Annotated in this window: 12 protein-coding genes; 9 read left to right on the top strand and 3 right to left on the bottom strand. The window is 40.9% G+C overall.

What is annotated here, in order from left to right; translation table 11 throughout:
- Positions 1-390 precede the first annotated feature (390 nt).
- From ACM0OY_RS10200 to ACM0OY_RS10180, 5 genes are all read left to right on the top strand, one after another.
- Positions 391-1,464 (top strand): sulfonate ABC transporter substrate-binding protein, encoded by a 1,074-nt coding sequence (locus tag ACM0OY_RS10200; RefSeq protein WP_414568741.1) that lies wholly within the window; start codon positions 391-393, stop codon positions 1,462-1,464.
- A gap of 87 nt (positions 1,465-1,551) precedes the next feature.
- On the top strand, positions 1,552-3,264 hold the full coding sequence (locus tag ACM0OY_RS10195) for a fumarate reductase/succinate dehydrogenase flavoprotein subunit (RefSeq protein WP_414568740.1): 1,713 nt from the start codon (positions 1,552-1,554) through the stop codon (positions 3,262-3,264).
- Between the two features lie 297 nt (positions 3,265-3,561).
- Positions 3,562-3,789, top strand: a complete 228-nt coding sequence (locus ACM0OY_RS10190) for a ferredoxin family protein (protein WP_035152298.1) — start codon at positions 3,562-3,564, stop codon at positions 3,787-3,789.
- Positions 3,790-3,798: 9 nt separating this feature from the next.
- A complete protein-coding gene (locus tag ACM0OY_RS10185) occupies positions 3,799-4,755 on the top strand; it encodes a HEAT repeat domain-containing protein (RefSeq protein ID WP_414568739.1) in 957 nt (318 codons plus the stop codon).
- Between the two features lie 21 nt (positions 4,756-4,776).
- Positions 4,777-5,844, top strand: a complete 1,068-nt coding sequence (locus ACM0OY_RS10180; RefSeq protein WP_414568738.1) for a P-loop NTPase — start codon at positions 4,777-4,779, stop codon at positions 5,842-5,844.
- Here ACM0OY_RS10180 and ACM0OY_RS10175 read toward each other — a convergent pair.
- On the bottom strand, positions 5,841-5,972 hold the full coding sequence (locus tag ACM0OY_RS10175) for a hypothetical protein (protein ID WP_414568737.1): 132 nt from the start codon (positions 5,970-5,972) through the stop codon (positions 5,841-5,843). The genes ACM0OY_RS10180 and ACM0OY_RS10175 overlap by 4 nt on opposite strands.
- A gap of 65 nt (positions 5,973-6,037) precedes the next feature.
- On the opposite strand from ACM0OY_RS10175, the gene ACM0OY_RS10170 reads away from it, so the two are divergent.
- Together ACM0OY_RS10170 and ACM0OY_RS10165 are read left to right on the top strand one after the other, a co-directional pair.
- On the top strand, positions 6,038-6,235 hold the full coding sequence (locus ACM0OY_RS10170) for a hypothetical protein (RefSeq protein WP_414568736.1): 198 nt from the start codon (positions 6,038-6,040) through the stop codon (positions 6,233-6,235).
- Between the two features lie 133 nt (positions 6,236-6,368).
- Complete coding sequence (locus ACM0OY_RS10165; RefSeq protein WP_414568735.1) at positions 6,369-7,337, top strand: VOC family protein; 969 nt, start codon at positions 6,369-6,371, stop codon at positions 7,335-7,337.
- Positions 7,338-7,438: 101 nt separating this feature from the next.
- On the opposite strand, the gene ACM0OY_RS10160 is transcribed toward ACM0OY_RS10165, so the two are convergent.
- Together ACM0OY_RS10160 and budA are read right to left on the bottom strand one after the other, a co-directional pair.
- Complete coding sequence (locus ACM0OY_RS10160) at positions 7,439-7,840, bottom strand: VOC family protein (protein ID WP_414568734.1); 402 nt, start codon at positions 7,838-7,840, stop codon at positions 7,439-7,441.
- A gap of 19 nt (positions 7,841-7,859) precedes the next feature.
- Positions 7,860-8,639, bottom strand: a complete 780-nt coding sequence (budA, locus tag ACM0OY_RS10155) for an acetolactate decarboxylase (RefSeq protein ID WP_414568733.1) — start codon at positions 8,637-8,639, stop codon at positions 7,860-7,862.
- Between the two features lie 649 nt (positions 8,640-9,288).
- Here budA and ACM0OY_RS10150 point away from each other — a divergent pair.
- Together ACM0OY_RS10150 and ACM0OY_RS10145 are read left to right on the top strand one after the other, a co-directional pair.
- A complete protein-coding gene (locus ACM0OY_RS10150) occupies positions 9,289-10,593 on the top strand; it encodes an MFS transporter (RefSeq protein ID WP_414568732.1) in 1,305 nt (434 codons plus the stop codon).
- 606 nt (positions 10,594-11,199) lie between these two features.
- Positions 11,200-13,032, top strand: coding sequence for a vanadium-dependent haloperoxidase (locus ACM0OY_RS10145; RefSeq protein WP_414568731.1), 1,833 nt, complete (start codon positions 11,200-11,202; stop codon positions 13,030-13,032).
- Positions 13,033-13,246: the final 214 nt, after the last annotated feature.

Raw genomic sequence — 13,246 nt, 5'->3', positions numbered from 1 at the left:
TGCGATCGCTTTTACCAGTACCTCCAGCCATCTGATATTCGTAGCTTTCAAGCAAGAACCTGCTACAGGCTGCGCGAAACAGAAAAATTTGCCTGTATGTATATGAAGAGTTTTACTCCTCATCATGGCTGTGCCCTGGCCACGGAACTGAATCAATGTGATTGCATATTACGAAAATATGCTGCACTTACCGTAGTATGCTTTAATAAGAGAACTGTATAGATTGCTTGTAAAAGCAATCTATTGATTACCTGAATTTTCAGGCGATCGCTTTCTGGATATCTATCGTAGCCATTTTATTGGCACTAATCACCCAGTCCCCAATCCCCAATCCCTTTTACCTTTGGTGAAAGTTGAATATTTATCCGTAAAAGTAGAGTCAAGACGTTGATGAAGTTCTTTCCAACTCGATTGCTGAGCATTGTGATGTCTGCGGCGGGCACAATTATAACCTTCCTCAAGAAATTCAAGCAGCAAAAGATTTACACCTTTTTCCTAATGTTTACAGTCGGACTGGGTTTAACATTGGCTGTTTTTGCTTGTTCTCCAACCACAAGCAACAGTGGGACGACCCAAACAACCCAGACAACTAACAACACTGTAGTTCGTATTGGCTACCAGAAAGCATCAACTATCCTCTATGCACTCAAAGCAAATGCAAATTTAGAAAAAGTTTTTGCAGCCTCCGGTGCTTTAGTAACTTGGTCAGAATTTCCTGCTGGGCCTCCCATGTTGGAAGCATTAAACGCAGGTAGCATTGACTTTGGCTATACCGGAGAATCACCACCAATATTTGCCCAAGCAGGGGGAATTCCTTTAGTTTATGTTGCCTACGATCCTTGGAGTCCTAAAGCTGAAGCTATTTTAGTTCCTAAGGATTCACCTATTAAAAATGTAGCTGAACTTAAAGGCAAAAGAGTTGCTTTTGCCAAAGGTTCTAATGCTAACTATTTATTAGTCAAAGCCCTGGAAAAGGCAGGACTAAAATACAGTGATATTCAGCCAAAAACTCTCGCACCTGCTGATGCTCGTGGTGCTTTTGAAAGCAAGAATGTCGAGGCTTGGGCAATTTGGGACCCGTACTTAGCCGCAGCAGAAGCAGCAACAAACGCACGTACTTTAACAGATGGAACGGGATTAGCTCCCAATCGTGGTTATTATCTCGCGGCTAAGTCTTTTGCTGACAAGAAGCCGGATGCTTTGAAAACAATTTTAGATGAGGTTAAAAAAACTAGTGATTGGGCGAAAAGTAATTCCAGTGATGTTGCGAAACTCCTTTCCCCAGCATTAGGCATAGATGCTCCTGTGTTAGAGATAGCTGAAAAGCGGCGCGAGTATGATGTACTCCCGCTCACGGATGAAGTGATTAGCAAACAACAAGAAGTTGCAGATACATTTTATAAAATTAAGTTGATCCCCAAGGAAATTAAAGTTAAAGAAATCGTTTGGCAAACCAAGAAATAATTCGTAATTCGTAATTAATGATTGTGATAAATAGGTACTGTTTCTCTAGGCAGAATCCAAAATCTAAAATCTAAAATCCAAAATTGTATGACTAACATAAATACACAGTGGATCAAAACGGATGTCCTAGTCATTGGGGGCGGTACGGCGGGGACAATGGCTGCAATTAAAGCTAAACAAGCCAATAGCGATCGCCAAGTATTGATTCTCGAAAAAGCAAATATTCGTCGTAGCGGTGCGATCGCAATGGGAATGGATGGGGTAAATACAGCCGTCATTCCCGGACATTCCACCCCAGAACAGTACGTGCGTGAAGTCACAATTGCCAATGATGGCATTCTCCACCAAAAAGCCGTCTACCAAACAGGAAAGTTAGGTTACGAAACTATTCAAGAGTTGGAAAGCTGGGGCGTTAAGTTCCAAAAAGATCCCCAAGGTAATTATGACCTTAAACAAGTGCATCGGGTAGGTAAATACGTGTTGCCTATGCCAGAAGGTAAAGACCTCAAGCAAATTCTAACTCGACAAGTCAAGCGCCATAAAGTCAACGTGACAAACCGTGTCATGGCGACAAGAGTGCTAGTAAAAAATGGTAGAGCGATCGGTGCAGTTGGGTTTGACGTGCGCGGCGGCGATTTTGTCGTCATTCAGGCAAAAGCCGTCATCCTCAGCACAGGAGCCTGCGGACGCTTGGGATTACCTGCATCCGGCTATCTCTACGGCACTTACGAAAACCCTACTAACGCTGGCGATGGCTATTCAATGGCGTACCACGCAGGGGCAGAACTGAGCAACATCGAATGCTTCCAAATGAACCCCCTGATTAAAGATTACAACGGCCCCGCCTGTGCTTATGTTGCTGGCCCATTTGGGGCATATACAGCCAACGCCGAAGGACACCGCTTCATTAATTGTGATTACTGGAGCGGTCAAATGATGCTAGAAATTTGGAAAGAATTAAACTCTGGCAAAGGTCCCATTCAAATGAAAATGAACCATTTGGATGAGGATACAATTTCCGAAATTGAGTCTATTTTATGGGCAAATGAGCGTCCTAGTAGAGAACGTTTCCATGAGGGTAGAGGTGAAGACTACCGCACTCATGCAGTTGAAATGAACATTTCCGAAATTGGGTTATGTAGTGGACATAGTGCATCTGGTGTTTGGGTGAACGAGAAAGCAGAAACCACAGTACCAGGACTTTACGCAGCAGGAGACATGGCCAGCGTCCCCCATAATTACATGATTGGTGCATTTGTGTTTGGACGGTTGGCGGGAGAAAATGCAATTGAATATATTCAAAACTTAGAGCATTTAGAGCCGGACTCTGATTTTTTAGAAGCAGAAAAAGCTAGGATTTATACACCTTTAAATCAGCCAAACGGCATTCCTCACACCCAGGTAGAATATAAATTACGCCGACTAGTGAATGATTATTTACAACCGCCAAAATCGGGTAACAAAATAGAAATTGGGCTAAATAGTTTTGTTCATTATCATCAGACATTAGCACAAATGGGAGCGCGCGATCCTCACGAACTAATGCGCTGTATGGAAGTGCATTTTATTCGTGATTGTGCAGAAATGGCAGCACGCGCATCTTTATATCGTCGGGAGAGCCGCTGGGGTTTATATCATTATCGTTTGGATTTTCCAGATAAGAATAATGAAGAATGGTTTTGTCACGTCAATTTGAAAAAGCATGACACAGGAGAAATGGTACTTTTTAAGCGTCCAGTGGAGCCTTATATTATTGACGTAGATTTACAGAAAGAGTTTTACGATGTAGCAGTACGATAAAAGCTCTGCATAGGATAATGGCTCATTGATTTTATGAAAAAAATTGGCTATACAAATATCAAACAATCAATAACTTTTGCTAAAAAACTGTAAAATCCATAGTCCAATACCGTTCAGTTAAGCATTTCTTTCTTCCCTTTGCGTCCTTCACGTCCTTGGCGGTTCGTAAAAAAAATTGAGGTTGCTGATTGAGAACATGAATTTAGATCGCGCAGAGTCGCAGAGAGTAAGAGTAAACATCCTCTTAACTGAATCGTATTCATCCATAGTCAAGAATTTAAACAATCAAGTAAAAATATGGCTTTAATCACCCAAAGAGTAGATGTCCCCGTAATCGTCGATGAATCTAAATGTTTAGAAAAATGCGTTGCTTGCATTGAAGTTTGTCCCTTGGATGTATTAGCAAAAAACCCAGAGACGGGGAAAGCCTATATGAAATATGACGAATGCTGGTTTTGTCTCCCTTGTGAAAAAGAATGTCCCACCAATGCAATTACTGTGCAAATTCCCTTTTTGTTGCGCTGAGGTTTCCCAATGGCTACGGATACAGATTCGGAATTAAATCAATGGTTGGAAATGTTGCGATCGCCAAATGTTAGCGATCGCTTGGTTGCGGTAAAATCTTTACAACACTTGGGAGAAGATGCAGCAGTTGAGGCGTTAATTCTCGCCCTCGAAGACGAAAACACAGCAGTACAAAAAATAGCGGTATCTGCACTCTGGGAAATTGCCGATCCCGTTGCTGTTCCGGCTTTACTAAAATCTCTCACTTCCCCCGACGCAGAAATTCGCAGTGAGGCATTATCAGCTTTAGGTGAATTAGTTACGGCAGATCATCTACTACTATTGCTAGATGCGTTACACCAAAAAGATATCAATCTGAATCTTAATGTGCTAATTTTGTTACGCAAGATTCATGATGTGCAATCTCTACCTGCGGTATTGTCTTTTTTTGAGTCAGAAAATAGCGAACTGCGGGAAGCCGCTGTGACAACTGTGCGCTATTTAAATCAGGTGCAAATATGTCCGCCAGCTTTGTCTTTGATGAACGATCCCGATCATAATGTGCGTCGTGCTGCCACTTTAACCTTAGGTCATTTAGCAGACAAGGAAACTGTAATATTACTCACTCAAGCACTGACTTCTGATTCTGATTGGCAGGTGCGAAGAAATGCCGCAAAATCTCTAGCAATTCACGCTGATTTAGAAGCAATTCCGGCTTTAAAAATTGCCCTCAAAGATGAACATTGGCAAGTGCGAAAGTTTGCTATTCAAGTGTTACAAAAAACTCCAGATGAAAACTTGTTAGCTGCATTGATTGAAGCATTAACAGATGAGTATTCTGATGTGCGAAAAGAAGCAGCGATCGCCCTTGGAAATTTGGGTAATTCTGATGCTATTAATGCCCTCAAACAAGCACTAGATGACCCCGACCGAGATGTGTCTATTTACGCGCAAAGGGCAATTGACAAGATTCAACAACAAAACTGATTGCGATCGCATACAAAAATTATGGTGCATAATTCCATATCATCACATCAACAAGTCCAAGCTTCTCCTCCCGATCCCCTGATAATTGCTCGTCAGCAAGAAGTCGTCCAACTTCTCAAGCAAATCATCGAACCCGCTCTAAAAAACGACATTGTGACTTTAGGAATGGTGCGAAATCTGCGTATCGTTGATGACTATGTTTACCTGCGCCTTTATATCGGTTCCCACCAGCAACAATTAGAAGCAGAAATTAAAACAGTATTATCACTTTTATCTTGGTGCAAAAAAACTTACATTCAACTCTGCACCATTCCGGGGGTAAAAACCTCCTTAGCAATTTCCAGTGGAAAAGGGGGAGTTGGAAAATCTACAACCGCAGTTAATTTAGCTATTGCTTTAAGATTAACTGGTGCTAAAGTTGGTCTATTGGATGCTGATGTCTACGGTCCCAATGTTCCGCAAATGCTGGGACTAGGTAAATCTGAAGTTCAAGTTATTGATACTCCCAACGGTCAGAAATTTTTACCTTTGTCGGCTTATGGCATTAAAGTTATGTCTGTGGGATTGTTGGCAGAAGCGGATCATCCTTTAGCATGGCGTGGCCCAGTCTTACACAAAATCATCACCCAGTTTATCCACGAAGTCGAATGGGGAGAACTGGATTATTTATTAATAGACCTTCCTCCCGGTACTGGTGATGCCCAAATCACTATTGTCCAAGAAAGTCCTATTTGTGGGGTGATATTAGTAACAACTCCCCAACAAGTCGCTGTTGCCGATGTGCGCCGCAGTATTCATATGTTTCGCCAAGTGGGGGTTCCTGTTCTCGGCATTATCGAGAACATGAGCTATTTTATCAGTAGTAGTGGCGAAAAAACATCGATTTTCGGTACTGGTGGCGGTCAAAAATTGGCAGATGAACTCAAAGCACCTCTTTTGGGAGAGGTTCCCATTGATCCCCGCATTTGTAATGGAGGTGATACAGGAGAACCCCTGACACTTGCTGACCCCAAGTCAACAACAAGCCAGGTATTTGTTCAAATTGCCGCAGCTTTGGATACGACTTTTTTCTCTGTGTTGAATGCCTAAATGGCAACATTCTCAGGGAATTGCTCAATAGGATTGATAATGGCGATCGCTAATCTGTATTCATGGTAGTATATAAAATACACCGATAACTCGACAAAATTACAGGTATATGCAATGAGTTCAATCACATCGCTACACACAGTAAAGTCTGGTGTTGCATAAATGCAGGATGATTGTATGGTGGCTTGTATAAATGCGGGATGATTTAGCAACTTCCAAAATTTCCCTCTACCTCAAGAACCTCCCATACTCCTTCATCTTCGCCACTCCCTATTCCCAGGAGAAACTAAATTATGCCAGTCGAGTTTATTGGATTAATCCGAAAAAACCTACTTCGGAATTAAGTAGTACAACAAGTACTCTCGGCGATGACATTATCGATGCGGCTTAAGGCATTCCTAGTATTTGGTGATTTTCTTTGCTTGAAGAGCAAGATTTACAAATTAAGGTCGAAACTATATCCTTTCTCCAACCACAATTATTCTGAATAATGTAAATTTTCTCTATTTATCAGGTAAATCACAATGATTAGCGGCATTTTTGAAAATTGTGTTGGCTCAAAGGATATTGAAGCTACTCTGAAATATTGGAATGAATTTGGCTATCGAGAGGTCAAAAAAGGAGAATTTTCCGCAGAACAGGCAAAATTACTCTACGGTCATGCCTCAGATTTAATATCGCTGCGACTGCAAAATGGCAACTCATCAGATCATGGATTAGTGCGGTTAATGTGGTGGAAAGAACCGCGCAATGAAGGTCTAGGTGATACCTTGCCAGTGGTGGAAGGTAGCCGTTGGTTTGCTTCTCTGACTCAAGATATTTATGCGATTGCCGATGCCTTTGCCGACGATAAGGCCAACGGTGGAGACTGGATTTATACCGAACCAGTGCGCGGCATTGAGTTTGTAGGCAATGTGGGAACGGGATTATATAACCGCTTTGTCGGTGTCCGGGAAATGTTTGTGATTGGCAAGGAGACGCGACAGGCATTTTTCCAGCGATATAACTATAACCGCCCTGGTTACGGTACTATTAATGCCAATTCTGGGCTATTAGTGAGTGAAGGGACTCACTCAAGTTTCATCACTTCCGACCATAGCCTCACCTCTTTTTACACAGAGGTTTTTGGACTTGTGCCATCAGAGAACAACCCCAAACTATCTGGCTATAAAAATGCCGCAACTCGCCAGATTATGATGCTTGATGAAGGGCAAGAATTTTATCTTTCGGTTTTCGCTTCACCAAAGACCAATGTCGGAGTTTTTCAAGTTTATAGCCCACTCTATCCTACAAGCGATCGCCGCGAATATGCTCAACCAGGTTCATTGGGCATAAGCCTTTTCACTTATCAAGTTGAAGATATTGAGGCTTTCCATCAACGCGTCATTGCCAGCAACGCTACTGACGTTACACCCATCGTCCCTAACGAATTTGGCGAACCTTCTTTTGGATTAGTTGCACCAGATGGGATGTACTGGGTAATAGTTGGCTAGTTTGGGAACTAGGGACTAGGAATTGGGTATAGGGAAGAGGACAAGGAGATAGGGAAAAAACTTGCAATAAATCTTTCACCTTATCTCCCCATCTCCCCAGATTAAACCTCTCTACCGCCTGTATGCGAGGAATTGAACGTCAATACATACCCATCTGGCCCAGTTAAGGTAAATGAACTGTGGATTCTGCCTGGTTCGATCTCAGAAACAGTCAGTCCCCACTCTGTAAAAGCATCTCTAGTGGCAAAAACATCATCTACCATCAAATCAAAAGGTGCTTTGGTTCCAAAAACAATAGCCTCTGGCGTTGTTCTTAAAACTAAGTGCGTTCCTCCCCGTAATTCTAAAACAGCTACTTGTTCTGATTGGGTAATTAGCCGCAGTCCTATTTTGACGAAAAATTCGCTGGCCTCCGATACATTACTCACATACAATCTCACATGACCAATCGCCACAGGGGGACGAGTATCTTTTTCTTTGGCAATAGTTTCTGGTAGTGACATAGCTTTGATCCAACAATATTTACTTAACGTCCGGTCTACCATCTCCCAAATCAGCTTGGTCAAATTCAGCAGTTTTGGGCAAATTCATCTCAATATTTGATATAGTATCAATCTCTACTTTAGCATTTTGAAACTGCCCATCTAAAATATGTCCTCCAGTTTTACGATTTGCAGTTAAAAAATGAAAATGATAGCCCTTTACATTCACTCCTTCCATATATTTGGGTGTACGAAATCCTACTAAAGTACCATTCACATTCCTTAACTCGAAAACAGATTGTTCTTTTAGCGCATCTGCCAAAGGACGATAGGGCGAGCTTTGTTTGGGAACACTTCTAAATTTTAGATAAGGAAAATTACCTTGAATACGAATTGCATAAGGATGATTTTTAGTGGTTAAGCGCCGATCCAAAGATTCTTGGAATTGCTGATAATTCATCTGCCCTGCTAGACGAATTAATTTTTCTGGTTTAAAAAAGGTGACTGTTGCAAAAGGGCTTGCGATCGCATCAGGAATAATAGACGCAACTCCGTCAGCTTTAACTTGGTAGAATTTACCATCTAATCCAATCATTTCTCCATCAAGATAATTGACTGTACCCAAACCAAAATCACCGTATTTTTTTAACTGTTGAAAATTAGTATTTCCCTCATAAATTCCTACAGACAGAGCGCTAATTGTAGATGTTTGAAATAGTGTATTTGATGATGTATGCGCCTGAATTTTTCCAGGCATCATCACACCTATCAATGTAGTGATGCTTAAAATAGCTATCCAGAAAAAACGCTTGAGTTTCATAAGATTAAACAAAGAAAGGGCATTAGGCATGGAAAAGACGATGGGATGGGGAGCAGAGGGGAAGGATAGCTCTTTCCTCTTTTTCCCTCATCTCCTTGTCTTGCGATAATTGTCGTTCCTCAACAGACATGATATGATGCTTACTCACCTTGTATTAATTTGACAGGTGGATTTTTTTAAGCAGATACTAAGGATGCAAACTTTCTGTTAATCTAACATTAAGCAAAGTTAACTATTCTTTAGGGCTTGTGATGTACAAGCCTAGCGAAGCTTTCTCAAAAACATTCTGAGGACTTTGTATAAGTCTTCTAAATTCCTCATGTTCATCACAACAAGAGGATAAAATTGCTGTCTTTTTTATTTGTAAGACTATAAACGCGCCGGAGAATTAGCGAAATCAGTAAATAATTAAACGCCTAAAAGCATATTTCAAAAGTCTACGCTTGTATCCAGATCCTCCCGTAGCCCCCTTAAAAAGTGGGGAATAACCCTCTCAAAGTTCTCCTTTATAAGGAGGATTTAGGAGGCTCTAAAGGTTGGGGTATTTCAGTCACCACTTTTTAAACAAACTCTAACTTTGGGCTGAAAATACATCAATATTAATTCCGTAAAAATATGGCTAAAAATATTTTTGAACAGGGAAAAGCCAATGTTACCAAGTAATAGAGAAAATTTTCCAAAAGCCAAATTAAAGTTTGTGCCTTTTGAACTTCCATCTGCACTTAAATCTCCGAATGTTACTTGTTTTGTTATTGGTGAGAGCTTATCTTTTTTTGGCTCTTGGATGACACAGATTGCTTTAGTATGGTTAGTTTATCAATTAACTAATTCAGCTATCTTAGTGGGTATAGCTGGATTCACAAATCAAGCTATGGGCTTGATAATTACACCTCTAGTAGGAGTATTATTAGATCGCTGGAACTTACGATATGTTTTACTAACTACTCAGCTAGCATCTATTATTTTATCTTCTACACTAACGTTTTTAACTATTAGCGATCGCATCACTGTTACTTCGATTATTATCATTGGCACACTTCAAGGAACAGTAAAAGCTTTTGATCTACCAGCACGTCAAGTAATTATTCCGAGACTGGTAGATCAAAAAGCAGATATTTACAGCGCCATGGCCTCCCATTCCTTCTTAATTAACACTGCTAAGTTTGTTAGTCCGATGATTGGGGGTTTACTAATTGCAAGTTCTGGAGCCGCTTCATGCTTTTTGGTAGATAGTATTAGCTATTTGCCGTTCTTATCTGCTATCTTAACTATTCAAGTCAAGCCTGTTCTCAAAAACTTATCAGAACAAAAAACAAAAATTTGGCAAAATCTTAAAGAAGGCTTTGTTTTTGCATATGATTTTCTGCCGATAAAATCTGTATTAACTTTACAAATAGTGATTTGTTTTATGGCAATGACACACGTAAATTTAATGCCTATTTTTGCCAAAGAAATTTTGAGAGGTGATGCTAAAACTATGGGATTTTTGATGACAGCTTCAGCACTTGGTTCTATCATATCAGGATTTTATCTAGTTTCCCGAAAACAAGCCATAGGGCTGGAAGATATTATCGCGCGATCTGCGGCAATTTTAGGTTTATCATTAATCGTATTTTCGCGCATCGAAAATTTGGAAATTTGTCTAGTATTTATGTTTCTCATAGGCATGAGTACTACTTTAACTTTGGCTTCAATTAGTAATTTTCTGCAACTAATTATTGTTGATGAAAATAAAAGAGGTAGAGTAACTAGTATATTTACAACTGGTTTTTTAGGAGTTCTACCTTTCGGCAATTTATTCTTTGGAGGGCTGGCTGATCGCATCGGTGTAACCAATGCTTTATTATTTGGCGGTGCTTGTTGCATTGTAGGAGCCTATTTCTTTAGTAGAAAACTAGGCACTATTAAAAGAATAGTACATCCAATTTACGTAGATATGGGAATAGTTACATAGTTAAAACAAAAGCAATAGGTAATAGGCAAGGGGCAATTAACCGTTGCCTCTTGCCTTTTGCCTTAATAAACAGCTTTGCTTTTAAAGAAACTCAGAGTAGTGCCTAAATTGTTGTAAAAAATACTTGATTTTCAGAGGTGTTTGTGAGAAAGTTTGATTTAACAACCAAAAATAACGGTAAATCGATAGATTTACAGTATATTATTTATTGAACTGCAAAATGATCGTGGTTAAAAATGTACGATCGCACATTTTTAACCACAGCGTATGCTATCGATTTCATGAAAACTGTAGAAGTGTAAAAGCTATGCGATCGAGCCTTGAATAGCATAAGTAAATGCCCAGAATAATAACTAAAAGTGCAAATTACTTTCCTGTAGAGTGGCTCTAGCTTTGATATAGCAATTATCAGGTTAGTTAGAACATAAACTGAGCGCTAAACCCCGACACAAAGAGAATTTTAAGCCTGCTCTCTGTTGTAACAAATTCCCTCAGGTTACTCCCTTCTTCAATTAGTGGGTGTTTCAAATATGTGACTTAAAGTTACTGATTGATTCACTAATAGCTGAATTTTTGTATTGTTTTTGCCAGTGGAGATATCTTCAGATGCAAATAGATCCCAATTATCACCAAAACTCCGGTCAAGATGCTCAATCTCAGACCCAAATAACGCAGCCTCAGCAACCCAAAGTAGGTACTTCAGGTAGCAGACGCTTCTTTTTTACTCGTGGTAGTAGACGTTCATTTCTAGGGCGTGTGGGTTTATTTACATTCGCCAGCACCGTTGGAGGAGTTTTAGGTTCAACTGTGTCCTCCAAAAAGGGAGGAGACATTGCCCAAGCCACAAATCCTTCCGGGCCTTATGGAAAATCAAGCTTCAACTATAAGAAGTTTGTTAATAAAGCTTTTCAAGTGCGTCTTGAAGCAGCAAGACTCGGAACCAATATTCCCATTCCGCCGCATCCGACCAATGGTGACGAGGAGCGATATGCCAACAAAATCGGCTCCGACAGTAGGGGACTACCCCACGATGGACGGGGTGAAGTCATATTGAAAGCTTATAATTCTTTGACCAAAGCACTGACAACACAAAACCCAGATGATTTTGAAAATATCATCTTGGGTGATGGCAGAAAATTGGTCAATCCTCAAGGGCCTCTGGCAATTAGCTTGGAAGGCATCAATGCAGCCCAGATAGCAGTACCACCACCACCAGCTCTAGGTAGTGCAGATAGAGCTGCTGAAGCTGTTGAACTCTACTGGCAAGCCTTACTACGTGATGTACCTTATTCCAAGTTCCAAAATAATACAGACGACCCGAAAGTTTTGGCAGCCGTCGCAGACCTGAACAAGCTTTCAGCATTCCGAGGTCCAAAACAAAATGGTTTTGTGACTCCTCAAACTTTATTTCGTGGTAGCGTCAACTACGTTGATCGCAATGATAGCTCTGGTAAGACTGCAAAATATGTTACTCCCCCAGGAGTACTAGACGGCCCTTACATCTCACAATTTCTACTACGGACTATTGCTTGGGGAACCCAGTCTGTTTCGCCGCTAATTCGTACTGCTCTTCCTGGCAATGACTTTCTTATCGATTTCAATGAATGGCTGACCGTTCAGAATGGAGGGACTTCAGGCAAGTCAATCAACTACGATCCGATTAACCGTTACATAGTCACGGTTCGCGATTTAGGTGAGTATGCTCACATTGGTGGTCCTACTTACTTGGGAGCCTCCTTGATTCTTGGTAGCATTGGCACACCATTGAATCCAGCCAATCCATATGTCAATTCCCCGACCCAAGTTGGTTCTGCTGCCACCTTTGCTGTGGGACATTTACAAGCTTTGCTCAACTTGGGTAGTTCGCGTGTGATTAGAGCATCATACTGGCAGAAATTTTATGTACACCGCATTCTGCGCCCAGAGGCATATGGTGGGCTAATTTACACCAACATTGTCAATAAAACTCAGTATCCGATTAATCCTGAAGTCTTAAATTCGGAAGCTTTAGCTTCGACCTTCAAAACCTTCGGCACTTATCTGTTACCTCAAGCATATCCAGAAGCTGCACCAATCCATTCTTCCTATACAGGTGGTGCTGCGGCCACTGCTGGTGTCAATGTCACCCTGTTAAAAGCATTCTTTGACGAGAACTATGTTATTCCCAACCCAGTCATACCTGACCCCAACGACCCCACAAAAGTAATTTCCTACAGCGGCCCGCCTCTGACCGTAGGCGGTGAGTTAAATAAGCTAGCAACTAACTATGCTATCGGTCGCGGTAACGGCGGTATCCATTGGCGTTCTGATGGTTCAGCGGCCTTAGCTTTGGGAGAAGAGGTTGCCATTAGCCTCCTTAGGGATGAAAGACTTGGATATAACGAACGATTCAGAGGTTTTACGTTTACTAAATTTGACGGTACGAAAGTCACAGTTTAAGGAAAACGCTGAGAACTGGGGAAAGGGATTAAAAACCTTTCTTCTTTCCTTGCCAATTTATCTTGGCGAGCTATTTAGATTACAGCACGGTGATAGATGCAGATATTTATGAAACAAATCTTTTCGCAAGATGCTTGATTGTTCTAGTCTTCTGTGATAATTTTCTTTTTACGTACACAAAATACGATAAATTGATAAATTTACCGTAGTTTAT

Origin of the sequence: Nostoc sp. CCY 9925 (assembly GCF_963920935.1) — a bacterium.
Lineage (GTDB): Bacteria > Cyanobacteriota > Cyanobacteriia > Cyanobacteriales > Nostocaceae > Nostoc.
This window is presented reverse-complemented; position numbering and strand designations above follow the sequence as displayed.